Annotated in this window: 24 protein-coding genes; 21 read left to right on the top strand and 3 right to left on the bottom strand. The window is 72.3% G+C overall.

Features of this window, described 5'->3' with window-relative positions; genetic code table 11:
• The first annotated feature begins 9 nt into the window (after nt 1-9).
• The gene (locus ACFWI8_RS05245; RefSeq protein WP_311600794.1) at nt 10-567 is read left to right on the top strand and encodes an HIT domain-containing protein; all 558 of its coding nucleotides are present in this window, start codon (nt 10-12) and stop codon (nt 565-567) included.
• A 4-nt stretch (nt 568-571) separates the two neighbouring features.
• Here ACFWI8_RS05245 and ACFWI8_RS05240 read toward each other — a convergent pair whose 3' ends face one another.
• A complete protein-coding gene (locus ACFWI8_RS05240) occupies nt 572-2,239 on the bottom strand; it encodes a hypothetical protein (protein ID WP_387085940.1) in 1,668 nt (555 codons plus the stop codon).
• A 243-nt stretch (nt 2,240-2,482) separates the two neighbouring features.
• On the opposite strand from ACFWI8_RS05240, the gene pgsA reads away from it, so the two are divergent.
• From pgsA to ACFWI8_RS05165, 15 genes are all read left to right on the top strand, one after another.
• The gene (pgsA, locus tag ACFWI8_RS05235) at nt 2,483-3,169 is read left to right on the top strand and encodes a phosphatidylinositol phosphate synthase (RefSeq protein WP_387085937.1); all 687 of its coding nucleotides are present in this window, start codon (nt 2,483-2,485) and stop codon (nt 3,167-3,169) included.
• Nucleotides 3,166-4,134, top strand: a complete 969-nt coding sequence (locus ACFWI8_RS05230) for a phosphatidylinositol mannoside acyltransferase (protein ID WP_387085934.1) — start codon at nt 3,166-3,168, stop codon at nt 4,132-4,134. The genes pgsA and ACFWI8_RS05230 overlap by 4 nt, the downstream gene beginning before the upstream one ends.
• 8 nt (nt 4,135-4,142) lie before the next feature.
• Entirely contained in the window at nt 4,143-5,303 is a 1,161-nt protein-coding gene (locus ACFWI8_RS05225; RefSeq protein WP_387085931.1) for a glycosyltransferase family 4 protein, read from the top strand.
• A 59-nt stretch (nt 5,304-5,362) separates the two neighbouring features.
• Complete coding sequence (locus ACFWI8_RS05220; RefSeq protein ID WP_387085928.1) at nt 5,363-5,905, top strand: hypothetical protein; 543 nt, start codon at nt 5,363-5,365, stop codon at nt 5,903-5,905.
• Between the two features lie 215 nt (nt 5,906-6,120).
• Nucleotides 6,121-7,032 carry a pyridoxal 5'-phosphate synthase lyase subunit PdxS gene (gene pdxS / locus ACFWI8_RS05215; RefSeq protein ID WP_387085925.1) on the top strand — a complete coding sequence of 304 codons (912 nt, stop codon included), beginning with the start codon at nt 6,121-6,123 and terminating at the stop codon, nt 7,030-7,032.
• Between the two features lie 16 nt (nt 7,033-7,048).
• The gene (pdxT, locus tag ACFWI8_RS05210) at nt 7,049-7,639 is read left to right on the top strand and encodes a pyridoxal 5'-phosphate synthase glutaminase subunit PdxT (protein ID WP_387085922.1); all 591 of its coding nucleotides are present in this window, start codon (nt 7,049-7,051) and stop codon (nt 7,637-7,639) included.
• A gap of 65 nt (nt 7,640-7,704) precedes the next feature.
• Complete coding sequence (locus tag ACFWI8_RS05205) at nt 7,705-8,457, top strand: YebC/PmpR family DNA-binding transcriptional regulator (protein ID WP_387085919.1); 753 nt, start codon at nt 7,705-7,707, stop codon at nt 8,455-8,457.
• 126 nt (nt 8,458-8,583) lie between these two features.
• Entirely contained in the window at nt 8,584-9,138 is a 555-nt protein-coding gene (ruvC, locus tag ACFWI8_RS05200; protein WP_387085916.1) for a crossover junction endodeoxyribonuclease RuvC, read from the top strand.
• Nucleotides 9,135-9,743: a Holliday junction branch migration protein RuvA gene (gene ruvA, locus ACFWI8_RS05195; RefSeq protein ID WP_387085913.1), complete on the top strand. Its 609-nt coding sequence runs from the start codon at nt 9,135-9,137 to the stop codon at nt 9,741-9,743. The genes ruvC and ruvA overlap by 4 nt, the downstream gene beginning before the upstream one ends.
• Before the next feature lie 69 nt (nt 9,744-9,812).
• Entirely contained in the window at nt 9,813-10,889 is a 1,077-nt protein-coding gene (ruvB, locus tag ACFWI8_RS05190) for a Holliday junction branch migration DNA helicase RuvB (RefSeq protein WP_387085910.1), read from the top strand.
• 164 nt (nt 10,890-11,053) lie between these two features.
• Nucleotides 11,054-11,521 (top strand): preprotein translocase subunit YajC, encoded by a 468-nt coding sequence (yajC, locus tag ACFWI8_RS05185; protein ID WP_311600774.1) that lies wholly within the window; start codon nt 11,054-11,056, stop codon nt 11,519-11,521.
• A gap of 93 nt (nt 11,522-11,614) precedes the next feature.
• A complete protein-coding gene (gene secD / locus ACFWI8_RS05180; RefSeq protein ID WP_387085907.1) occupies nt 11,615-13,534 on the top strand; it encodes a protein translocase subunit SecD in 1,920 nt (639 codons plus the stop codon).
• A gap of 2 nt (nt 13,535-13,536) precedes the next feature.
• Nucleotides 13,537-14,697, top strand: coding sequence for a protein translocase subunit SecF (secF, locus tag ACFWI8_RS05175; protein ID WP_387086332.1), 1,161 nt, complete (start codon nt 13,537-13,539; stop codon nt 14,695-14,697).
• A complete protein-coding gene (locus tag ACFWI8_RS05170; RefSeq protein WP_387085904.1) occupies nt 14,694-15,272 on the top strand; it encodes an adenine phosphoribosyltransferase in 579 nt (192 codons plus the stop codon). Before secF ends, ACFWI8_RS05170 begins: the two co-directional genes overlap by 4 nt.
• Nucleotides 15,273-15,478: 206 nt before the next feature.
• Entirely contained in the window at nt 15,479-17,926 is a 2,448-nt protein-coding gene (locus tag ACFWI8_RS05165; protein WP_387085901.1) for a RelA/SpoT family protein, read from the top strand.
• Nucleotides 17,927-18,010: 84 nt separating this feature from the next.
• On the opposite strand, the gene ACFWI8_RS05160 is transcribed toward ACFWI8_RS05165, so the two are convergent.
• Complete coding sequence (locus ACFWI8_RS05160; RefSeq protein WP_387085898.1) at nt 18,011-19,240, bottom strand: DUF349 domain-containing protein; 1,230 nt, start codon at nt 19,238-19,240, stop codon at nt 18,011-18,013.
• Between the two features lie 207 nt (nt 19,241-19,447).
• The gene (locus tag ACFWI8_RS05155) at nt 19,448-20,308 is read right to left on the bottom strand and encodes a peptidylprolyl isomerase (protein WP_387085894.1); all 861 of its coding nucleotides are present in this window, start codon (nt 20,306-20,308) and stop codon (nt 19,448-19,450) included.
• A 179-nt stretch (nt 20,309-20,487) separates the two neighbouring features.
• Between ACFWI8_RS05155 and ACFWI8_RS05150 the strand changes: the two genes are divergently transcribed.
• The 5 genes from ACFWI8_RS05150 to ACFWI8_RS05130 form a co-directional block, all read left to right on the top strand.
• Nucleotides 20,488-21,201, top strand: a complete 714-nt coding sequence (locus ACFWI8_RS05150; RefSeq protein ID WP_387085891.1) for an MBL fold metallo-hydrolase — start codon at nt 20,488-20,490, stop codon at nt 21,199-21,201.
• A gap of 11 nt (nt 21,202-21,212) precedes the next feature.
• Entirely contained in the window at nt 21,213-22,475 is a 1,263-nt protein-coding gene (gene hisS / locus ACFWI8_RS05145) for a histidine--tRNA ligase (RefSeq protein ID WP_387085888.1), read from the top strand.
• Between the two features lie 88 nt (nt 22,476-22,563).
• Nucleotides 22,564-23,211 (top strand): vitamin K epoxide reductase family protein, encoded by a 648-nt coding sequence (locus ACFWI8_RS05140; RefSeq protein WP_387086329.1) that lies wholly within the window; start codon nt 22,564-22,566, stop codon nt 23,209-23,211.
• A gap of 39 nt (nt 23,212-23,250) precedes the next feature.
• A complete protein-coding gene (locus tag ACFWI8_RS05135) occupies nt 23,251-24,606 on the top strand; it encodes a replication-associated recombination protein A (RefSeq protein ID WP_387085885.1) in 1,356 nt (451 codons plus the stop codon).
• A 10-nt stretch (nt 24,607-24,616) separates the two neighbouring features.
• Nucleotides 24,617-24,805: hypothetical protein (locus ACFWI8_RS05130; RefSeq protein WP_387086356.1), on the top strand; the 189-nt coding region annotated here is incomplete at its 3' end.

Genomic DNA, 24,805 nt, shown 5'->3' with positions numbered 1-24,805 from the left:
CCACGCCATATGCTGGCCGGCATGACCAGCGAGCCGGAGCAGCAGATCGGGGTCGGGACACCGGACGCCTTCCAGCGGCTGTGGACGCCCCACCGGATGGCCTATATCCAGGGCGAGGGCAAGCCGACCGGCCCGGGCGCGGGGGACGGCTGCCCGTTCTGCGCGATCCCCGGCAAGAGCGACGAGGACGGCCTGATCATCAACCGCGGCGAGGCCGTCTACGCGGTGCTCAACCTCTACCCCTACAACGGCGGCCACCTGCTGGTGGTGCCCTACCGGCACGTCGCCGACTACACGGACCTCACCGCGGAGGAGACGGCCGAGCTCGCCGAACTCACCAAGCGCGCCATGACCGCGATCCGGGCCGCCTCCGGCGCGCACGGCTTCAACATCGGGATGAACCAGGGCTCGGCCGCCGGCGCCGGCATCGCGCCCCACCTGCACCAGCACGTGGTGCCCAGGTGGGGCGGGGACGCCAACTTCATGCCCGTGGTGGGGCACACCAAGGTGCTGCCGCAACTGCTCGCCGACACCCGGCGGATGCTCGCGGCGGCCTGGCCCGCCTGACGGATCACATGTTGTACTCGTCGGCCTTGGTCGGCGCGGGCGCCTGCACCGCACCGCCGAGGGCCTGCGAGCGGCTGTCGAACGCGGAGGTGTCCACGCCGTTCTCGGCGAGCACCTTGAACGCGGCGGCGTGCGCCACCCGTAGCACCGGCGTCGCGGTGCGCAGCACGTCGTCCACCATGAAGCGGTGCTTCCACGGCGTCGTCGCCCACACGTGCCGCAGGCCAAACGGCTCGGGGAACGCGATGGTGCCGCCCCAGGCGTCGAGTCGCTTGGGGAACCACGTCAGCGGGGCGCGGGCGGCCAGCCGCACCACCTCGGACACCTCGACGAGCGGCCGCGGGCGCTTCACCTTCTTCCAGGGCCGGATCGGGTCGCGGACCTCCCTGGTCTTGTCCGCCGGCTTCTCGCGGAAGAAGCCGTCGACCGGGCCCAGCGTGTACCCCGTGACCTCGATGCGCAGCGTGTGGTGCAGCACGGTCACCGAGATCATCATGGTGACGACCAGCTCGCCCTCCCAGAGCACGAACTGCACGCCCACGTAGTGCCGGTCGCCCTTGTCGTACTGCTGCTCGTTGCAGATCCGCTGCACCTCGATGTTGCTGAAGCTGTAGCCGTCCGCGTTGGGTCCGTCGGGCCGGGACACCTCGCCCGCCCCCTCGCCGACGTGGCGCACCACCCAGTGGGTGATGGAGGGCTTCGTGAAACCACCGGTGTGCAGCGGGCCGCGCTCCAGCAGCCGCAGCTGGTCGCCGATGGCGCGGGCCACGTCCCAGCTGCGGAAGGGGTCGATCTCCCGGCCCGGGTCGCGCGGTCGCAACTCCTCGGCCAGCTGCCAGCTGCCCCAGCGCACGCCCATGCCCAGTATGCCCTTGGGCCCGGCGTAGTAGGTCATGTTGCTGCCCTGCTCCGCCGCCAGCTTGGCCAGGCCGAGCCTGATCCGCTCCGCCTCCGCGTCGTTCGGGTTCTGCTGCACCGCCTCGGGGATCCGGGCCGCGGCGTCGCCGCCGCCCAACAGGTTGGACCAGTGGGTGCGCAGGTTGCGTGCCGTGCGTTCGCAGATCTGCTGGGCCAGGAACCAGCCGATGACGGGCGCCGGCAGCATGCTCCAGACGTATATCCGCAACACGCCGTCCAGCGGGGCGCGGATCACCGCGACCGCGATCAGCACCGCGAGCAACCCGAGGACCAGCATGCCGAGGATGCCGGCGCGCCGGTCCTGGGACCCGGCGATCGTGCGACGCAGCTGGAAGAGGCCGAGCCAGATCGCCACGCCGGGCAGGAAGAGCAACCCGAAGCCGACCATGATCGCGGTCAGCTGCCGGTCCCGCTGCCGGCGGATGCGCTTGGCGTTGAGCGCGTGCTCCACCACGACCCCCGGTTCGAGACCGAAGGACTGGATCAGCGGCTTGCGGTCGCCGGCCAGCATCCGGGTCTCGACGGCTCGGGTCCACGCCTCGCCCAGGTCCGGCTCCAGCAGGCTGAACCGGCCCTTCTTCACCGTGGCCTCGTCCTTCACCGAGGTGGCGGTCGGCTTCTTGATCTCCTCCGGTGCCGTGTCCCGGTAGGCCACCGAGGCGATGGCGTGACCGAGGCCGGTGCCGCCGCTCATGCCCGCGAGCGGCACCTGGGCCCCGAAGTCGAACTCCAACCCAGCGGCGTTCAGCGCCATCGGTACCCCCAGCTTGTCAACCGGTCTCGAACTCCAGCCGCCGTCAGGCCAGTTCCCGCCGAGCGGGCCGCACACACCTGACGGGTTCAGCCTAATGGCGGAAGGGCGTCCGATGGCCCGGAACGCCGGCATCGCCACCCGCCCGGGAACGGGCCCGGCGTCCTCCCGGCGGGCGGCGTGGCTACGATGGGCCCTCCGGTGGCCGCCCTCAGTCGCGCGGCCCGTGCGACCCCAGGGAAGGACATGCTCAACAAGTACGCGCGTGCATTCTTCACGCGTGTCCTCACGCCCTTCGCCGCCCTGCTGATCAGGCTGGGGGTGAGCCCAGACGCGGTGACCCTGGTCGGCACCGCGGGAGTGATGGCGGGAGCGCTGGTCTTCTTCCCCCAGGGCGAGTTCTTCTGGGGCACGATCGTCATCACCGCGTTCGTCTTCTCGGACATGGTCGACGGCAACATGGCCCGGCAGATCGGCACCTCCAGCCGCTGGGGGGCCTTCCTCGACTCGACCCTCGACCGGTTGGCCGACGCGGCGATCTTCTCCGGCATCGCCCTCTGGTACGCGGGCGAGGGCGACAACCTGATGCTCTGCGCCGTCACCCTGTTCTGCCTCGCCAGCGGGCAGGTCGTCTCCTACACCAAGGCGAGGGGCGAGAGCATCGGCCTGCCGGTGCGGGTCAACGGCCTCGTGGAGCGGGCCGAACGGCTGGTGATCACCCTGGTGTTCGCCGGCTTCGCGGGCTTCGAGACGACCTTCGGCGTGCCGCACATCGGGGTCCTGCTGCCCATCGCGCTGTGGGTGGTGGCCGTCGGCAGTCTGGTCACCCTCGTCCAGCGGGTCGTGACGGTGCGCCGCGAGTCCGCCGAGGCCGACGCGGCCGAGGCGGCCGAGGCGGAGCGCGCCCGGGCCCAGGGGGGCGGTCCGGCGTGAGGGACCGGCTCACCGACGCGGCGTTCGGGTTCGGCTGGGGCGCCGTGAAGCGGCTGCCCGAGCCCGCCGCCATGGCCCTGGGCCGGCGGGTCGCCGACATCGCCTGGCGGCGCCGGGGTGCCGGGGTGCGGCAGTTGGAGGCCAACCTCGCCCGGGTCGTGCCGGACGCGGACGCCGACGGCCTGCGGGAGCTGTCGCGGGCCGGGATGCGCAGCTATCTGCGCTACTGGGTGGAGTCCTTCCGGCTGCCGACCTGGAGCGCCGAGCGCATAAAGGGTTCCTTCGCGCTGACCGACGTGCACCGCGCCACCGACCCGCTCGCCGAGGGCCGGGGCGTCGTGCTCGCCCTGCCGCACATGGGCAACTGGGACCTGGCCGGCGCCTGGCTGGTCACCGCGCTCGACCTGCCGTTCGCCACGGTCGCGGAGCGGCTCAAGCCGGAGCGGCTCTTCGACCGGTTCGTGGCCTACCGCGAGCAGCTCGGCATGGAGGTCGTGCCACACACCGGGGGCGCCTCGTTCGGCACCCTGGCCAGGCGGCTGCGGGGCGGCGGGATAGTGGCTCTGGTGGCCGACCGGGACCTGTCCAGGTCGGGGATCGAGGTCTCGTTCTTCGGCGAGCGGGCGCGCATGCCGGCCGGGCCCGCGTTGTTGGCCCAACAGACGGGCGCGCTGCTGCTGCCGGTGAGCCTGTGGTACGACGAGACCTCGGTGATAAAGGGTCGGATACACCCATACGTCCCGGTGCCCGAATCCGGCACCAGGGCGGAGAAGACGGCCGTCATGACCCAGGCCCTGGCCGACGTGTTCGCGACCGGCATCGCCGAGCACCCGCAGGACTGGCACATGCTCCAGCGGCTGTGGCTCAGCGACCTCGACGGGCCCGCGGGCGCCGGCGGGGCGCGGAGCTCGGCGGCGTCGGCGGCAGAGGCGCGCGAGGCGCCGGAAGCCAGGGAAGGAACGTAGACCACCGCATGAGGATCGGCATCGTCTGCCCCTACTCCTGGGACGTCCCGGGCGGGGTGCAGTTCCACGTCAGGGACCTGGCCGAGCACCTGATCCGGCAGGGCCACACGGTCTCCGTGCTCGCCCCCGCCGACGACGACACCCCGCTGCCGCCGTACGCCGTCTCCGCCGGCCGCGCCGTGCCGGTGCCCTACAACGGTTCGGTGGCGCGGCTCAACTTCGGCTTCCTGTCCGCCGCGCGCGTCCGCCGCTGGGTGCACGAGGGCGACTTCGACGTGCTGCACGTCCACGAGCCGGCCGCGCCCTCGCTCGCCCTCCTCACCTGCTGGGCGGCGCGCGGCCCGATCGTCGCCACCTTCCACACCTCCAACCCGCGCTCCCGGGCCATGGCGGCCGCGTACCCGATCCTCCAACCCGCCCTGGAGAAGATCAGCGCCCGGATCGCCGTCAGCGAGTACGCGCGCCGCACCCTGGTCGAACACCTCGGTGGCGACGCGGTGGTCATCCCCAACGGCGTCGACGTCGAGTTCTTCGCGAGCGCCGAGCCGAAGGCTGAGTGGCAGGGGCGGACGATCGGCTTCATCGGCCGGATCGACGAACCGCGCAAGGGACTCCCGGTACTGATGCGCGCGCTCCCCGCCGTCCTCGCCGAACACCCCGACGCCCGGCTGCTGGTGGCCGGGCGCGGCGACGAGAAGGAGGCGGTGGCCGGCCTGCCGGCCGCCATGCGGGGCCGGGTCGAGTTCCTCGGCATGATCAGCGACGAGGACAAGGCGCGGCTGCTGCGCAGCGTCGACCTGTACGTGGCGCCCAACACCGGCGGCGAGAGCTTCGGCATCATCCTGGTCGAGGCCATGTCCGCGGGCGCCCCGGTGCTCGCCAGCGACCTCGACGCCTTCGCCCAGGTGCTGGACGGCGGCGCGGCCGGCGAGCTGTTCCCCAACGAGGACGCCGAGGCGCTGGCCGCCGCAGCCAACCGGCTGCTCGCCGACCCGGGCCGGCTCGCCGAGCTGCGCGAGCGCGGCAGCAGCCATGTGCGGCGCTTCGACTGGTCCACGGTGGGCGCCGACATCCTGGCCGTCTACGAGACGGTGACGGACGGGGCCGGCGCCGTCGCCCCCGACGAGCGGGCCGGTCTGCTCGGCCGGCTCGGCTTCGCGCGCGACTGACGGCCGCCCGTGCCGGCCGGGGGCCGCGAGGCTCCGGCCGCCCGGTAGGGTGACCGGGCGTGACCTCCGTCATCTGGATCGCCGTGGCGCTGCTGCTCGTCGGCGTCTACCTCAGCTGGACCGCGGGCCGGCTCGACCGGCTGCACGCCCGCATCGACGCCGCGCGCGCCGCGCTCGACGCGCAACTGCTGCGCCGTGCCTCCGTCGCCCAGGAGCTGGCCACCGCCGGCGTCTTCGACCCGGCCGCCTCCATGGTGCTCTACCAGGCGGCGCACGCGGCCAGGCTCGCCCAGGAGGAGCAGCGTGAGGTCGCCGAGAGCGAACTCAGCCAGGCGCTGCGGGCCGTGCTCGCGGAGACCGCCCAGGTGCGGGTCATGCGGGACGCGCCGGGCGGGGAGGCGATGGTCGACGAGCTGGTCGCCGCCGTGCGCCGGGTCCCGATGGCCAGGCGCTTCCACAACGACGCGGTGCGCGCGGCCAGGGCCGTGCGGCGGCACAGGACCGTGCGCTGGTTCCGGCTCGCCGGGCACGCGCCGTTCCCGATGGCCTTCGAGATGGACGACGAGCCGCCGACCTCCCTGACCAGGCACGCCACCGCGTAGCACCCGGCGGCGCACCAGGCCACCGGGTGGGGATTGGCCCTTTCCGACCGGGCCACTCGTCGGGTTCCATGGATCGCCGTGGTCCCGGGCGTGCGCGCCGGCCCTCCGGATTCGCGTTCGAACGGGCCTACGATGGTCGTATCGGGTGTTTTTCATCCGGTTCCGCTGATCGTTTCCCGCATGTCAACGCCGAGCCACCGAGTGAGGTCGCCACCGTGAGCACGTCCCCCGCCACCGCCCAGACCCCCGAGACCGGCACCGCGCGCGTCAAGCGCGGCATGGCCGAGCAGCTCAAGGGCGGCGTGATCATGGATGTGGTCACGCCCGAGCAGGCCAGGATCGCGGAGGACGCCGGGGCCGTGGCCGTGATGGCCCTGGAGCGGGTGCCGGCCGACATCCGCAAGGACGGCGGCGTGGCCCGCATGTCCGACCCGGACATGATCGACGGCATCATCGAGGCCGTCTCCATCCCGGTGATGGCCAAGTCCCGCATCGGGCACGTCGTCGAGGCCCAGGTGCTCCAGGCGCTCGGCGTCGACTACATCGACGAGTCCGAGGTGCTGACCCCCGCCGACGAGGTCAACCACACCGACAAGTGGTCCTTCACCACCCCCTTCGTCTGCGGCGCCACCAACCTCGGCGAGGCCCTGCGCCGCATCTCCGAGGGCGCCGCCATGATCCGCTCCAAGGGCGAGGCCGGCACGGGCAACGTGGTGGAGGCCGTGCGTCACCTGCGCCAGATCAAGGGCGACATCGCGCGGCTGCGCGGCCTCGACAACCACGAGTTGTACGCGGCCGCCAAGGAGCTGCGCGCCTCCTACGAGCTGGTCAAGGAGGTCGCCGAGCTCGGCAAGCTGCCGGTCGTGCTGTTCTCGGCCGGCGGCGTCGCCACCCCGGCGGACGCCGCGCTGATGCGTCAACTCGGCGCCGAGGGTGTCTTCGTCGGCTCCGGCATCTTCAAGTCGGGCGACCCGGCCAAGCGCGCCGCCGCCATCGTCAAGGCCACCACCTTCCACGACGACCCCAAGGTCATCGCGGACGTCTCGCGCGGCCTCGGCGAGGCCATGGTCGGCATCAACATCGACGTGCTGCCCGAGGGCGAGCGCTACGCCTCCCGCGGCTGGTGAGCGGGGGATCGTGCACGTGACTTCCCCGGTCATCGGAGTCCTCGCCCTCCAGGGCGACGTCAGGGAGCACCTCGCCGCGCTCACCGCGGCCGGCGCCGAGGCGCGGCAGGTCCGCCGCCCGGCGGAGCTGGCCGCGGTCTCCGGCCTGGTCATCCCTGGCGGCGAGTCCACCACCATCTCCAAGCTGGCCGACGCCTTCGGGCTGCTCGAACCGCTGCGTGAGCGGGTGCGCGCGGGGATGCCGACCTATGGCTCCTGCGCCGGCATGATCATGCTCGCCGACAAGATCCTCGACCCCCGCTCGGGACAGGAGACCGTCGGCGGCATCGACATGATCGTGCGGCGTAACGCTTTCGGGCGGCAGAACGAGTCCTTCGAGGCGGCCATCGAGGTCGCCGGCGTCGCGGGCGGGCCGGTCGACGGCGTGTTCATCCGCGCCCCCTGGGTGGAGTCGCTGGGCGCCGCCGCGCGGTCCGTCGCCACCTTCGAGGGGCGCACCGTCGCCGTCCGCCAGGGCAACCTGCTGGCCACCGCGTTCCATCCGGAGCTCACCGGCGACCACCGGGTGCACGCGATGTTCGCCGACATGGTGCGCGCGGCGGGGTAGTCCGCGGCCGGTAGGATCACCACGTCGGGTTGAAGAATAGGTGACATCTCTGAAGGAGCAGCGCTGTGTCCGGCCACTCCAAGTGGGCAACCACCAAGCACAAGAAGGCCGTGATCGATGCCAAGCGTGGCAAGCTGTTCGCCAAGCTGATCAAGAACATCGAGGTCGCGGCCCGCACGGGCGGCGCGGACCCGGACGGTAACCCCACCCTCTTCGACGCCATCCAGAAGGCCAAGAAGAGCTCGGTGCCGAACAACAACATCGACCGGGCCGTCAAGCGCGGCGCCGGTCTGGAGGCGGGCGGCGCCGACTACCAGACGATCATGTACGAGGGCTACGGCCCCAACGGCGTCGCGGTCCTGATCGAGTGCCTGACGGACAACCGCAACCGTGCGGCCTCGGACGTCCGGGTCGCCATGACCCGCAACGGCGGCTCGATGGCCGATCCCGGCTCGGTCTCCTACCTGTTCAACCGCAAGGGCGTGGTGATCGTCCCCAAGAACGACCTCTCCGAGGACGACGTGCTCGGCGCCGTGCTGGACGCGGGGGCCGAGGAGGTCAACGACCTGGGCGAGTCCTTCGAGGTGGTCAGCGAGGCCGGCGACCTGGTCGCGGTGCGCACCGCCCTGCAGGACGCGGGCATCGACTACGACTCCGCCGAGGCGGGCTTCCTGCCCACCATGCAGGTCGAGCTCGACGAGGACGGGGCCCGGAAGATCTTCCGGCTGATCGACGCTCTCGAGGACAGCGACGACGTGCAGAACGTCTTCGCGAACTTCGACGTGGCGGACGACGTCATGGCCCGCGTCGAGGCCTGAGTCCCGCCTCGCGGGCCCGCGACCGGCGCGGGCCCGCCCGGTCCCACGGATTGTCAGTGCCGCCCGGTAGCCTCCCAGTCAACTGATCGGGCGTGCCTGATCGACCAGGGCGAACGAGGAGGGCCGGTGCGGGTACTTGGGGTCGACCCGGGGTTGACCCGCTGCGGGGTGGGCGTGGTGGACGGCACCGCGGGCCGCCCGCTGCGGATGGCCGCGGTGGGCGTGGTCCGCACCCCGGCGGAGGAGGAGACGGCGCGCCGTCTGGTCCTCATCGAGCGCGGCATAGAGGCCTGGTTGGACGAGCACCAACCCGAAGTCGTCGCCGTGGAGCGGGTGTTCAGCCAGCACAACGTCAGCACAGTGATGGGCACCGCGCAGGCGAGCGCCGTGGCGATGCTGTGCGCGGCCCGGCGTGGGCTGCCCGTCGCGCTGCACACCCCGAGCGAGGTCAAGGCGGCCGTCACCGGCAGCGGCCGGGCCGACAAGGCCCAGGTCGGGTCCATGGTGGTGCGGCTGCTGAGGCTCGACGCGATGCCCAAGCCCGCCGACGCCGCGGACGCCCTCGCGCTGGCCATCTGTCACATCTGGCGCGCCCCCGCGCAGAACCGTCTGCAGCGCGCGGTGGCCGCCGCCCGCCGGGGCCCCGTCCCGCCGAGTCCGAAGGGCATCTCCCCGTCATGATCGCCTCCGTCGCAGGGCCGGTCGCCGCCCTCGGCCCCGACACCGCGGTGGTCGAGGTGGGCGGCGTCGGCATCGCCGTCCACTGCACCCCCGGCACCCTGGCCGGCCTGCGGGTCGGCGAGCCGACCAGGCTCGCCACCTCGTTGGTCGTCAGGGAGGACTCGCTCACCCTCTACGGCTTCGCCGAGGAGGACGAGCGCACCGTCTTCGAGCTGCTGCAGACCGCGAGCGGCGTGGGCCCCCGGCTCGCCCAGGCCATGCTGGCCGTGCACTCGCCGGACGCGCTGCGGCGGGCGGTCGCCTCGGGGGACGAGAAGGCGCTCACCGCCGTGCCCGGCATCGGCAAGAAGGGCGCCCAGAAGCTGCTGCTCGACCTCAGGGACCGGCTCGGCGAGCCGGTCGGTCGGCCGGGCGCCCCGGCCGCCGTGGCCGCCGCCGGCTGGCGCGACGAGCTGCGGCAGGCGCTCGTCGGCCTCGGGTACGCGCCGCGCGAGGCGGAGCAGGCCGTCGAGGCGGTGACCCCGCTCGCCGAGGCGGACGGCGCCGAGCCCGCGCTGCCCCGGCTGCTGCGGTCCGCCCTGCAGAGCCTCAACCGCGCCAGATAGCGCGCGGCCCGGCCGGGAGCGACCGGGACCACCGCACCGAGACCACCCGCGTCGAGAGGGAAGACCGGCATGCCGCAGCAGCCGAGCTGGGACGAGGACACGAGCGACGGCGGTGAGCGCCTGGTCGGCGCCGCGGCCGACGGTGAGGACCTGGCGGTCGAGGCCGCGCTGCGCCCCAAGGACCTCGGCGAGTTCGTCGGCCAGACCCGGGTCCGCGAGCAGCTCGACCTGGTGCTGCGCGCCGCGCGGGCACGCGGCGGCACCGCCGACCACGTGCTGCTCTCCGGCGCCCCTGGGCTCGGCAAGACCACCCTCTCCATGATCATCGCGGCCGAGATGGGCGCCCCCATCCGGATCACCTCGGGCCCGGCCATCCAGCACGCCGGCGACCTGGCCGCCATCCTCTCCTCGCTCACCGAGGGCGAGGTGCTCTTCCTCGACGAGATCCACCGGATGTCGAGGCCGGCCGAGGAGATGCTGTACATGGCCATGGAGGACTTCCGCGTCGACGTCATCGTCGGCAAGGGGCCGGGGGCCACCGCCATCCCGTTGGAGCTGCCCCCCTTCACCCTGGTCGGCGCCACCACCAGGGCCGGCCTGCTGCCGCCGCCGTTGCGCGACCGGTTCGGCTTCACCGGGCACATGGAGTTCTACGCGCCGACCGAGCTCGAGCGGGTGCTGCACCGCTCGGCCGGGCTGCTCGGGGTCCACATGACCGACGAGGGGGCGGCCGAGATCGCCGGCCGCTCCCGGGGTACCCCCCGCATCGCCAACCGGCTGCTGCGCCGGGTGCGGGACTACGCGCAGGTGCGGGCGGACGGCGTGGTCACCCAGGAGGCCGCGGCCCGCGCCCTCGCGGTCTACGAGGTGGACGAGCGGGGTCTTGACCGCCTCGACCGCGCGGTGCTGCTCGCGCTGCTGAAGCTCTTCGGCGGGGGCCCTGTGGGCCTTGCCACGCTGGCCGTCGCGGTGGGGGAGGAGCGTGAGACAGTGGAGGAGGTGGCCGAGCCCTTCCTCGTCAGGGAGGGGCTGCTCGCCCGCACTCCGCGGGGCCGGGTGGCGACCCCGGCCGCCTGGCGTCATCTGGGCATGGAACCGCCCCAGCAACCCGCCTCGGGCGGACAAGAGGGATTGTTCGGGCCGTGAGGGCGCGGATTTCCCCTCTGGGAACTCCGATAGCATCCGAGGCGTTGTTCCCCCGGTGCAGCCTCGCCTAGACTCCGCCGATGCCGTCCGATTTCGAGGGCGGCATGCCCCCACCCCCGAAAAGCGGGCCGCGACAGCGGTCATACAAAGGAAATTTCTCCATCGTGGATATCGCGTTTCTGTTCCCTTTCATTCTGCTCATCGGCGTCATGTTCCTGATGACGCGCTCGGCCAAGAACCGGCAGCGTCAGGCCATGGAGATGCGGGACGCGATGGAGCCGGGCACCGGTGTGCGGACCATCGGCGGCATGTACGCCCAGGTCAAGGAAGTGCGTGACGACACCGTGCTCCTCGAGATCAACCCCGGTGTGCACGCCCTCTTCGCGAAGAACGCCATCGGCGCCGTGCTCGACGCCGACGAGTACGAGCGGATCGTCAACGGCGAGACCGAGGACGAGGAGACCCCCGTCGTCCCCGACGACGCCTCGTCGCTGATCGAGAGCGACGACGACGCCGGCGACGACCGGGTGGAGCTTGGCAAGGACGAGGCCAAGGACGACGCCAGGGCCGAGGCCAAGGCGGAGGAGTCCCGCAAGGACGACGGCGAGAGCGGCTCCAGGTCCGACAGCTGAGGGCGACGGCACCGGGCCGTCCGTCAGTCATCCCGCTGGACCGCGCGACGATCACCGGGCGCGCGGGTCGTTGGACAGAGAGAAGACGAGAAGGTGGCGACACCGAAGAAGGACCTCAGGTCCTCACGGAAGAGGGATCTCGGGTCCCGGGGAGCCCAGGGCAAGCCCGGGCGAGCCCTGTTCCTGATCGTGTTGATCATGGGTGGCCTCGTCGGGGGGATGTTCGCCTCCGGGCACACCACTCCCCGCCTGGGCATCGACCTCGCCGGCGGCACGAGCATCACGCTCTCCGCCGTGCCGGACGGTGACAATCCGGACGCGATCAACCCGACCAACCTGAACACCGCCGTCAGCATCATCGAGCGGCGGGTCAACGGTCTGGGCGTCTCGGAGGCCGAGGTCCAGACCCAGGGCGACCGGAACATCATCGTCAACATCCCCAGGGGCTCCGACGAGCAGCAGGCCAGGGACCAGGTGGGCACCACCGCCGAGCTCGGCTTCCGGCCCGTGCTGAGCGCCACCTCGGCGCAGCCGCTCCCCGAGGACACCGGGGAGACCGGCGACACCGGGGAGACCGGTGACTCGGCCGACACCGGTTCTGGCGACTCCGCCGACTCGGGCGAGAACCAGGACTCGGGTGAGTCCGCCGACTCGGGTGGGTCCCAGGACTCCGGTGACACCCAGGGGGAGTCGGGTGACTCCGCCGACGCGGACAGCACCGACCAGAGCCTCGCCCCCCTCGGCCAGGGCGGTTCCGCCACCACCGTGACCACCGCGTCCTACCGCGCCGCAGAGGACGACACCGGTGACGAGTCCGCCGACACCGGCGGCTCCGGTGAGTCCGAGGACCCGGCAGACTCGGGCGACAGCACCGAGACGGCCCCCGAGCAGCCGGCCGCCGACGAGGTCCAGGCCCAGCTCGACGCGCTCGACTGCACCACCGACGAGGCACGGCTCGAGGCCAGCCGGGCGGCCGGCCAGGCCAACGCGGACGAGCCCGTCGTCGCCTGCTACCCGGACCAGGACGCCAAGTACGCCCTCGGCCCGGTGGCCGTTCCCGGCACGGACGTGACCGACGCCAGCGCCGTCTACGACTCCCAGCGCGGGCAGGGCTGGATCGTCCAGATGGAGTTCAACGGCGCGGGCGCCGACAAGTTCGCCGACGTCACCGCCGACCTGGCCACGCAGGTCCAGCCGCAGAACCAGTTCGCCATCGTGCTGGACGGCGAGGTCGTCTCCGCGCCCAGCGTCTCCGAGCGCCTGGGCGGCGGCCGCGCCGAGATCTCCGGCAGCTTCAACCAGGAGACCGCCGAGGAGCTGGCGAACGTCCTGAAGTTCGGCGCGCTGCCGCTCAGCTTCGACGAGGCCAGCGTCTCCACGGTCTCCCCGACCCTCGGCGGCGAGCAGTTGGAGGCCGGCCTGATCGCGGGTGCCATCGGCCTCGCGCTCGTGGTGATCTACATGCTGGTCTACTACCGCGGCCTGTCGCTGATCGCGATCGCCAGCCTGATCGTCTCCACCATCCTGACCTACTCGCTCATGGCGCTCCTCGGCCCGGCCATCGGCTTCGCGCTGAACCTGCCGGCCGTCTGCGGTGCCATCGTGGCCATCGGCATCACGGCCGACTCGTTCATCGTGTACTTCGAGCGGATCAGGGACGAGGTCCGGGAGGGCCGCAGCCTGCGGCCCGCGGTGGAGCGCGCCTGGCCGCGGGCCCGGCGCACCATCCTGGTGTCCGACTTCGTCTCCTTCCTCGCCGCGGCCGTGCTCTTCGTGGTCACCGTCGGTAAGGTGCAGGGCTTCGCCTTCACCCTCGGCCTCACCACGGCGCTCGACGTGGTGGTCGTGTTCCTCTTCACCAAGCCGCTGATGACGCTGCTGGCCAGGAGGAAGTTCTTCTCCAGCGGGCAGAGCTGGTCGGGACTCGATCCCAAGCGGCTCGGTGCCCGCCCGCCCCTCCGCGGCGCGCGCCGCGGGCCCGCCCCCGTCCAGCCCGACGTGAAGGAGGCGTGACCATGTCACGGCTCGGCGATCTTGGAGCCCGGCTGTACCGCGGCGAGGTCGGCGTCGACTTCGTCGGTCGGCGCAAGACCTGGTACGCCGTCTCCATCCTGATCACCATCATGGCCTTCGCCGGCCTGATGACGCGGGGGCTCCACATGGGCGTGGAGTTCGAGGGCGGCGCGGTGTTCACCACCCCGGCCACCAACGTCTCCGTCGAGCAGGCCCGCGAGGTGGCCGAGGAGGCGTCCGGTGCCCCGGCGCTGGTGCAGACCCTCGGCGACGACGGATCGATGCGGATCCAGGTCAGCGGCCTGGACACCGACCAGTCCAACGTCACCAGGGAGGCCATCGCCGAGGAGCTCGGCATCTCGACCGACACCCTCAACGCCGAGGTCATCGGACCCAGCTGGGGCAACCAGATCGCCAACAAGGCGTGGCAGGGCCTGGGCATCTTCCTGGTGCTGGTGGTCATCTACCTCGCCATCGCCTTCGAGTGGCGGATGGCCCTGGCCGCGCTGATCGCCCTGATCCACGACCTCACCATCACCGTCGGCGTCTACGCCCTGGTGGGCTTCGAGGTCACCCCGGGCACGGTGATCGGCCTGCTGACCATCCTCGGTTACTCGCTCTACGACACGGTCGTCGTCTTCGACGGCCTCAAGGAGCAGACCAGGCACTTCACCAGGCAGACCCGCTACACCTACGCGGAGCTGGCCAACCGCAGCCTCAACGGCACCCTGGTGCGCTCCATCAACACCTCGGTGGTGGCCCTGCTCCCGGTGGCGGCGCTGCTCTTCATCGGTGGCGGCCTGCTGGGCGGCGGGATGCTCAACGACATCGCGCTCTCCCTCTTCGTCGGCCTCACCGCCGGTGCCTACTCCTCGATCGTGATCGCCACCCCGCTCGTCGCCGACTTCAAGATGCGCGAGGCGGAGGTCAGGGCCCAGGACAAGCGCGTGCTCGCCAAGCGCGCCAAGCGTGCCGAGGGCGGCGACGAAGACGGGCCGGAGGCCGAGGAGCACGGGAGCGCGTCGGAGTCGGCGGACGAGTCGGTGGAGCCCGCGGGCGACGACGAGCCGGCCGCGGTCGGCGCGCCCGCGCCGCGCGGCCCGCGCCGCCAGCCGGCGGCCCGTTCCCGCGGCCGTGGCCGGCCCTCGGGGAAGCGGCGGTGAGCCCGCAGGCCGAGGCTGGCCCAGCCGCGTCCTCCCGCCCCGCCCTGGCCGACCTGCTGCTCAGCCGCATCAGGGACGTGCCGGACTACCCGAAGCCGGGGATCGCCTTCAAGGACATCACCCCGCTGCTCGCCGACCCCGAGGCGTTCACCGCCCTCACCGACGAGCTCGCGGCGTTCTCCCTGGCCCAGGGGGCCACCAAGGTGGTCGGCCTGGAGGCCCGCGGCTTCATCCTCGCCGCCCCGGTCGCCGTCCGGGCCGGCATGGGCTTCGTGCCCGTCCGCAAGGCGGGCAAGCTGCCCGGCGCCACGCTCGCCCAGTCCTACGACCTGGAGTACGGCAGCGCGGAGATGGAGATCCACGCCGAGGACCTGAGCCCGGACGACCGGGTGCTGATCATCGACGACGTGCTGGCCACCGGCGGCACGGCCGAGGCCGCCATCCAGCTGATCCGCCGCACCGGCGCCCAGCTGGCCGGCCTGGCCGTGCTGATGGAGCTGACGTTCCTGCCGGGCCGCGAGCGGGTGACCGCCGCGCTGGGCGAGGCCCCCTACCAGGCCCTGCTCACGGTCTGACACACCCCCGTCACGCGCCCGGGTTCCGCCACCCAAGCGGAGCCCGGGCGCTGTCGCCTGTCCGGCGCGAGCCCGCGGCCGGACCTCGTTACCATGGCAGTCCGATCGTTCCCCGGCCGGACTCCGCCTAGGTCCCGTCGTGACCCGGGAGGACCGCTCCCTTTCCCGGCCGCCCATGGCGGGAAAGGGCCCGCTAAGGAGTGCCCTTGCCAGACGACGCCCAGCCGCTCACCTCGACTCAGCGGAAGAACTCGAAGCCGTCGACCCTCGGCTGGCGCGACGGCGACGACACCCGTGCCCAGCCGCCGGCCCCCCAGCCCACGGCCGCGGTCTCCGGCGTCTCGGGCCGCTCGGGCTCGTCCAACCGTGTGCGGGCCAGGCTCGCCCGGCTCGGCGTCCAGCGCTCCACCCCGTACAACCCGGTCCTGGAGCCGCTGCTGCGCGTCGTCCGGGCTAACGACCCCAAGGCCGACACTGCGGCGCTGCGCCAGATCGAGCGCGCCTACCAGGTCGCCGAGCGCTGGCACCGCGGCCAGAAGCGCAAGAGCGGCGACCCCTACATCACGCACCCGCTGGCCGTCACCACCATCCTGGCCGAGCTCGGCATGGACGCGGCGACGCTGATGGCCGGCCTGCTGCACGACACCGTCGAGGACACCGAGTACGGCCTCGACACCCTGCGTCGCGACTTCGGCGACCAGGTGGCGCTGCTCGTCGACGGCGTCACCAAGCTGGACAAGGTCAAGTTCGGCGAGGCCGCCCAGGCCGAGACCGTCCGCAAGATGGTCGTGGCCATGGCCAAGGACCCGCGGGTCCTGGTGATCAAGCTCGCGGACCGGCTGCACAACATGCGCACCATGCGCTTCCTCAAGCGCGAGAAGCAGGAGCAGAAGGCCCGCGAGACGCTGGAGATCTACGCTCCACTGGCCCATCGACTGGGGATGAACACCATCAAGTGGGAGCTGGAGGACCTGGCCTTCGCCATCCTCTACCCCAAGATGTACGACGAGATCGTGCGCCTCGTCGCCGAGCGCGCCCCCAAGCGCGACGAGTACCTGGCCACCGTGATCGACGAGGTCCAGGCCGACCTGCGCGGCGCCCGCATCAAGGCCACCGTCACGGGCCGGCCGAAGCACTACTACAGCGTGTACCAGAAGATGATCGTCCGCGGTCGCGACTTCGCCGAGATCTACGACCTGGTGGGCATCCGGGTCCTGGTCGACACGGTCCGTGACTGCTATGCGGCGCTCGGCACCGTGCACGCCCGGTGGAACCCGGTGCCCGGCCGGTTCAAGGACTACATCGCGATGCCCAAGTTCAACATGTACCAGTCGCTGCACACGACGGTCATAGGACCCGGCGGCAAGCCGGTCGAGCTGCAGATCCGCACCTTCGACATGCACCGGCGCGCCGAGTTCGGCATCGCGGCCCACTGGAAGTACAAGCAGCAGGCCGTCGCCGGCGCCTCCAAGGTGCGCTCCGACGCCCCCAAGAAGGGCGAGCGGCGCGGCGGGCGCAGCACCGTCGACGACATGGCCTGGCTGCGGCAGCTGCTCGACTGGCAGAAGGAGACCGAGGACCCCGGCGAGTTCCTGGAGTCGCTGCGTTTCGACCTCTCGCGCAACGAGGTCTTCGTCTTCACGCCCAAGGGCGACGTGATCGCCCTGCCGGCCGGCGCCACGCCGGTGGACTTCGCCTACGCGGTGCACACCGAGGTCGGCCACCGCACCATAGGCGCCAAGGTCAACGGCCGCCTGGTGCCGCTGGAGTCCACCCTGGACAACGGCGACACGGTCGAGATCTTCACCTCCAAGGCCGACGGCGCAGGACCGTCCCGCGACTGGCTGGGCTTCGTCAAGTCGCCCAGGGCGCGGAACAAGATCCGGGGCTGGTTCTCCAAGGAGCGCAGGGACGAGGCCATCGAGCAGGGCAAGGACTCCATCGCCCGCGCCGTGCGCAAGCAGAACCTGCCCATCCAGCACGTGCTCAGCGGCGACGCCCTGGTCACCCTGGCCCACGAGATGCGCTACCCGGACATCTCCTCGCTCTACGCCGCCATCGGCGAGGGCCATGTCTCGGCGCACAGCGTGGTGCAGAAGCTGGTCCAGGCGGTCGGCGGCGAGGAGGCGGCCAACGAGGACATCGCCGAGGCCGCGCCGCCCGTCCCGGCCCGCAGCAAGCGCCGCGCCAACGCCGACCCCGGCGTGGTGGTCAAGGGCGTCGACGACGTCTGGGTCAAGCTCGCCCGCTGCTGCACCCCGGTGCCCGGCGACCCGATCATCGGCTTCGTCACCCGGGGGAACGGCGTCTCGGTGCACCGCGCCGACTGCGTCAACGTGGACGAGCTGGCCAGGGAGCCCGAGCGGATCCTGGACGTGGAGTGGGCCCCCACCCAGTCATCGGTGTTCCTGGTGGCCATCCAGGTCGAGGCGCTCGACCGGTCCCGGCTGCTCTCCGACGTCACGCGGGTCCTCTCCGACCAGCACGTCAACATCCTGTCGGCCGCGGTGCAGACCTCGCGGGACCGGGTGGCCACCTCCCGGTTCACCTTCGAGATGGGCGACCCCAAGCACCTGGGCCACGTGCTGAAGGCGGTGCGTGGCGTGGAGGGCGTCTACGACGTCTACCGCGTCACCTCGCCCCGCCGCCCCTGAGCCGGCACACCGCACCCACACGACGACGGCGGCCGCCCGGGATCCCCCGGGCGGCCGCCGCGTTCACCGGCCCCGCGCCGCGCGTCAGCCGCCGAACTCGGCCAGGCCCTTCAGCGCCTGGTCGAGCAGGGCCTGGCGCCCGGCGAGCTCCTGCTCCAGCTTGTCCGCCTTGGCGGTGTTGCCCGCGGCCCTGGCCCGCTCCGCCTGCTCCCGCAGCCGGTCGACCGCGTCCTGGAGCTGGCCCGTGAGGCCGGCGGCCCGTGCCCGCGCCTCCGGGTTGGTGCGCCGCCACTCGGCCTCCTCGGCCTCCGAGACGGCCCGCTCCACCGCGCTCATCCGGCCCTCGATCCCGGCCCTGGCCTCCCGCGGCACGTGCCCGATGGCCTCCCACCGCTCGCCGATGGACCGCAGCGCCGCCCGGGCGGCCCGCAGGTCGGTGATCGGCAGCAGCTTCTCGGCCTCGGCGGCCAGCTCCTCCTTGCGCGCCAGGTTGTCCCGCTGCTCGGCGTCACGCTCCGCGAACGTCGCGCCCCTGGCCTGGAAGAACACGTCCTGCGCGGCCCGGAAACGGGCCCACAGGTCCTCCTCCGCCTCCCGCTGTGCCCGGCCGGCGGCCTTCCACTCCCGCATCAGCTCGCGGTAACGGGCCGCCGTCGGACCCCAGTCCGTCGAGTCGGAGAGCGCCTCGGCCTCGGCGATCAGCTTCTCCTTGCGCCGCCTGGTCTCCTCGCGCTGCGAGTCGAGGGAGGCGAAGTGCGCCTTGCGGCGCTTGGAGAAGGCGGAACGTGCCTGCGAGAAGCGGTGCCACAGCTCGTCGTCCGTCTTGCGGTCGAGCCGGGGCAGGCCCTTCCAGGTGTCGACCAGGCCGCGCAGCCGCTCGCCGGCCGACCGCCACTGCTCGCTGGCCGCGAGCTCCTCGGCCTCGGCGACCAGCGCCTCCTTGGCGGCCTTGGCCTCCTCCGACTGCCTGGCCCTGGCCGCCTTGCGCTCCTCCCGGCGCGCCGCGACCACGGTCTCCAACTCGTCGAGACGCCGCCCGAGCGACGCCAGGTCGCCCACCGCGTGCCCGGCGTCGACCTGCTCCCGAAGGTGGCCGATGGCCGTCGTGGCGTCCTTCGCGGACAGGTCCGTCGTCCTGACCCGGCGCTCCAGCAGGTCGATCTCCACCACGAGCCCGTCGAATTTGCGCTCGAAATAGGCCAGCGCCTCGTCCGGGGAACCGGCCTGCCAGGAGCCGACGACCCTCTCGCCATCGGCCGTCCGCACGTAAACGGTCCCCGTCTCGTCAACGCGGCCCCACGGCTCGCTGCTCACAGCGCCTCCTCGTTTGATGCCCACGGGGGAAGGTGACGCCCCCGGCATCGTCCACAGTTCTCGTCCGGTGAAACCGGCTGTCGGGCCCGCCTGACCGGCGAAGGGACCCTACACAACGCCAACATAGGCGACAGCCCGCCCGGCTGTCCGCACCTTGCCGGGCGGAAAATCGTCCCCGGACCCTCCCGACCTCGGGAAAGCCCCGGCTCAGCCCTCCTCGGCCGGCGCCACCGTGGCCTCGTCGATGACCACCGTCGCATAGGGGGCGGTGTTCCCCGTCGTCGGGTCGGGCGGGGCCGCGCCGGTCGCCGCGATGGTCTCCAGCACCTCCATGCCGCCGGTGATCGTGCCGAAGGGCGTGTAGTCGGGCGGCAGCTGGCTGTCCTCGTACACCAGGAAGAACTGGCTGCCGCCGGTGTCCCGCCCGCTGTCGGTCGAGGGGTCGTAGGTGTTGGCCATGGCCACCGTGCCGGCCGGGTAGACGCCGTCCGCCACCTCGGGGGAGTCCAGGTTCTCGTCCGGGATGGTGTATCCGGGGCCGCCCTGGCCGGTGCCGGTCGGGTCACCGCACTGCAGCACGTAGATCCCCTCGGTCACCAGCCGGTGGCAGGGGGAGTGGTCGAGGAATCCCTCACCGGCCAGGAACGCGAAGGAGTTCACCGTGCGCGGGGCGGCCGCGGCGTCCATGGTGATCTCGATGTCGCCACAGGTGGTGGCGAGCGTCATCACGTAGCTCGCCCCCTCGTCCACCGTCAGCTCCGGCTCGGCATCCCACTGCTCCTGGGACGGCTCGCCCTCGGCCGGCGCCGCGCACGGGTCCTCCGGCGGGTCGCTCGGCTCCGCCGTCGGCTCCGTGGTGGGCGCGTCGTCCGCGGCCTGGTCCGTGGTCTCGTCGTCCCCGCCCAGCATCACGAGCGCCGTGCCGCCGCCGGCGACCACGAGCACCAGCAACGCGCTCAGCAACACCCGCCGCCGGCGCGTCCTCCGCACCCTGTCGTGTCTGCGTTCCGCCTGTCGCTGCCACTTGGCCCGTGCCAGCTGCTTCCGCCGCTGATCCCTGCTGACCACCGCGCTCTCCTCCCACCAACCGGCCTGCCGTCAACTGGACTCGTGGGCGTCACCGTATACGGGTTCGCCCGCGCCGCACCGTCGCCGGTAGGCTCTTGACGCGAGGCGGCCCGCGCCCGACGACGGGTAACCGTGAAACGTGTAGCCGAAGACGCGTAACGACGACCTAAAGGACGACCGTGCTCATCGCTGGCTTCCCCGCCGGAGCCTGGGGGACGAACTGCTACCTGGTCGCCCCGGCGGCCGGTGAGGAATGCGTCATCATCGACCCCGGCCACCAGGCCGCGGCCGGCGTCGAGGAGACCGTCGCCAAGCACCGGCTCAAGCCCGTCGCCGTCGTCCTCACCCACGGCCACCTCGACCACGTGGCCTCGGTCGTCCCGGTCTGCGGCGCGCACGACGTGCCCGCCTGGCTGCACCCCGAGGACCGGTACATGCTCACCGACCCGGAGAAGGCGCTCGGCATGCGGATCGGCCAGCCGCTGCTCGGCGACCTCAGCGTCGGCGAGCCCGACGACCTGCGGGAGCTGACCGACGGGACCGAGCTGGAACTCGCCGGCCTCTCCTTCACCGTCGCGCACGCCCCCGGGCATACCAGGGGGTCGGTGACCTTCCGGATGCCCGAGCTGGCCGACGTGCCGTCGGTCCTCTTCTCGGGCGACCTGCTGTTCGCCGGCTCCATCGGACGCACCGACCTGCCCGGCGGTGACCACGCCGAGATCCTGCGGTCGCTGGCCCGTGTCTGCCTGCCGCTTGACGACTCGACCGTGGTGCTTTCCGGGCACGGCCCGCAGACCACCATCGGCCGCGAGCGCGCCACCAACCCGTTCCTCCGGGAGTTGGCCGCCGGCCAGGGGACCGCAGAGGCGGCACCCCCGCGACAAGGAATGTGAAGAACCACTCCGTGAGCACCTTCTCCGCCCCCAAGGGCACCTACGACCTGCTCCCGCCCGACTCCGCGACCTACCTCGCGGTGCGCGAGGCGCTCGCCGCGCCGCTGCGCCGCGCCGGCTACGGGTACGTCGAGACCCCCGGCTTCGAGCACGTCGAGCTCTTCTCCCGCGGCGTCGGCGAGTCGACCGACATCGTGACCAAGGAGATGTACACCCTCACCACCAAGGGCGGCGCCCAGCTCGCGTTGCGCCCCGAGGGCACCGCGTCCGTGCTGCGCGCCGCGCTCCAGGCCAACCTGCACCGGGCCGGCGGGCTGCCCGTCAAGCTCTGGTACTCAGGCTCCTACTACCGCTACGAGCGGCCGCAGGCCGGGCGTTACCGGCACTTCTCCCAGGTCGGCGCCGAGGCGCTGGGCGCCGAGGACCCGGCGCTCGACGCCGAACTGATCATCCTGGCCACCGACGCCTACCGCTCGCTCGGGCTCGGTGGCGTCCGACTGCTGCTGAACTCGCTCGGCGACCGCGAGTGCCGGCCCGCCTACCGGTCCGCCCTCCAGGAGTTCCTGCGCGGTCTCGACCTGGACGAGGACACCAGGGCCAGGATCGAGATCAACCCGCTGCGGGTACTCGACGACAAGCGCCCCGACGTCCAGCGTCAACTCGTCGGCGCGCCCATGATGCGTGATCACCTGTGCGAGGCGTGCAAGGAGTACCACGAGCGGGTGCGCGAGCTGCTGACCGCGGCGGGCGTCGCCTTCACCGACGACGAGCGGCTGGTCCGCGGCCTCGACTACTACACGAGGACCACCTTCGAGTTCGTGTACGACGGCCTCGGCGCCCAGTCGGCGGTCGGCGGCGGCGGGCGCTACGACGGCCTCTCGGAGATGATCGGCGGGCCGCCGCTGCCCTCGGTCGGCTGGGCGCTCGGCGTGGACCGCGTCGTGCTCGCGCTGCGCGCCGAGGGGGTGGCCCCGCCGCTGCCCGCCACCACCCAGGTCTTCGCGGTGCCCCTCGGCGAGCAGGCGAGGAACGAGCTGTTCGCGCTGGTCACCGAGTTGCGGCGGGCCGGCGTCGCGGCGGACTTCGCCTACGGCGGACGCGGGGTGAAGGCCGCCATGAAGGCCGCCAACCGCAGCGGGGCCCGGTTCGCCGTGGTCGCCGGCGAGCGTGACCTGGCCGAGGGCGTGGTCCAGCTCAAGGACCTGGAGAGCGGCGACCAGACGCCGGTGGCGCGCACCGAGATCGCCGCCGAGCTGGCACGCCGGCTCGCCTGAGCCTCCGCCCGGGACCTTCGCCTGTTGACGGCGGAGCGTGCACGGTGGGTCACTGGTGCAGAATGGACCGGTACCCGTGACCGAGCGGATGGGCGATATGGCTTCGGCAGTAGATGAGGTGCGGACCGGCCGGCCGGCCGCGCCGAACGACGAGCGGCAGGGCGTGGGCGCGAGGCGCGGCTTCGCGCTGCTGCTCGTCATCACCGGCTTCGCTGGCCTGCTGGCCTCCTGGGTGATCACCCTGGACAAGTTCCACCTCCTCGAGGATCCGAACTTCACGCCGGCCTGCAGCCTCAACCCCGTGATCTCCTGCGGCAGCATCATGGAGAGCGACCAGGCGTCGGCCTTCGGCTTCCCCAACCCGATGCTGGGGCTGGTGGCCTACGGCTCGGTGATCACCATCGGCATGGGGCTGCTGGCGGGCGCCCGCTACCGGCGCTGGTTCTGGCTCGGCCTCCAGGGCGGCACGCTCTTCGGCGTCGGCTTCTGCACCTGGCTCCAGTACCAGTCGCTGTACGAGATCAACGCGCTGTGCCTGTGGTGCTGCCTCGCCTGGGTCGCCACCATCGTCATGTTCTGGTATACGACCGTGCACAACGTCAGGGAGGGCGTCCTGCGGGTGCCGCGCGGCGTCCGCGCGACCCTGGAGGAGTTCCACTGGCTGTTGCCCGCAGTGCACGTCGGCATCATCGGCATGCTGATCCTGACCCGCTGGTGGGACTTCTGGACCAGCTGACCGCCGCCGCTGTCAGCGCGGTGGCTTAGGGTCGAGGGCGTGGATGCCGACCTGTTCACCGCGGCCGCCGAGGAGCGCGCCGAGCGGGAGCCCGCTGGCCGCCCGCTGGCGGTCCGGATGCGCCCGCGCACGCTCGACGAAGTCGTCGGCCAGCAGCACCTGCTGCGCCCTGGATCGCCGCTGCGTCGGCTGGTCGGCGAGGGCGGCGGTGGCCCCGCGGGACCCTCGTCGGTGATCCTCTGGGGGCCGCCGGGCACCGGGAAGACCACCCTGGCCCACGTGGTCAGCCAGGCCACGGACAAGCGGTTCACCGAGCTGTCGGCCATCACCGCCGGCGTCAAGGAGGTGCGCGCCGTGATCGACGGCGCGCGGCGCTCCTCGGGCGTCCTCGGCAAGGACACCGTCCTCTTCCTCGACGAGATCCACCGCTTCAGCAAGGCACAGCAGGACTCGCTGCTCCCGGCCGTGGAGAACCGCTGGGTCACGCTGATCGCCGCCACCACGGAGAACCCGTACTTCTCGGTGATCTCCCCGCTGCTCTCCCGCTCCCTGCTCCTCACTCTCGAGCCGCTCAGCGAGGACGACCTGCGCGGACTGCTGCGCCGCGCGGTGGCCGACGATCGCGGCCTGGCGGGCGCGGTCCGGCTCCCCGCGGACACCGAGGAGATGCTGCTGCGGATCGCCGGTGGGGACGCGCGCCGGGCCCTCACGGCCCTGGAGGCCGGCGCGGGCGCGGCACTCGCCAAGGGCGAGCAGGAGATCGCCCTGGCCACCCTGGAGACGGCCGTCGACCGGGCGGCCGTGAAGTACGACCGGGACGGCGACCAGCACTACGACGTGGCCAGCGCGCTGATCAAGTCCATCCGCGGCTCGGACGTGGACGCGGCGCTGCACTACCTGGCCAGGATGATCGAGGCCGGCGAGGACCCCAGGTTCATCGCCAGGCGGCTGATGATCTCCGCCAGCGAGGACATCGGCATGGCCGATCCGACCGCGCTGCCGACGGCGGTGGCCGCGGCCCAGGCGGTGGCCATGATCGGCTTCCCGGAGGCGGCGATCACCCTCGGCCACGCGACCATCGCGCTGGCCCTCGCCCCGAAGTCCAACGCCGCCGTGGTCGCCATCGGCGAGGCCCAGGCCGACGTCAGGGCCGGCCTCGCGGGGCCGGTCCCCGCGCATCTGCGGGACAGCCACTACGGTGGCGCCGGCAAGCTGGGGCACGGCGAGGGCTACGTGTACCCGCACGACGTCCCCGGCGGCATCGCCGCCCAGCAGTACGCGCCGGACGAGGTGCGCGACAAGCGGTACTACCGGCCGACGCGGCACGGGGCGGAGGCGCGCTACACGGAGATACTGGCGCGGGTGCGTGAGCGCCTCGACGGCCGCAGCGGTTGACGCTTCGCGGGTGCGAGGGCGCGCGGAGCGCGCCTGTGACCCGGGCTGGCGGCTGTGCCAGCCTGGCGGCCGTGCCGCGCCCACCCGCCCATCGGCGGGTGGGTGGGCGCGCCCGGCTGAGGGCTCCATGCCGTACGAGCGCGGCGAGATCGACCCCTACGGCCACGAGCGGTTCGCCGGCATCGGCAACCGGCTGGCC

This window comes from Streptomyces sp. NPDC127098, from assembly GCF_042722465.1.
GTDB classification, from domain to species: Bacteria; Actinomycetota; Actinomycetes; order Streptomycetales; family Streptomycetaceae; genus Streptomyces; species Streptomyces millisiae.
This window is presented reverse-complemented; position numbering and strand designations above follow the sequence as displayed.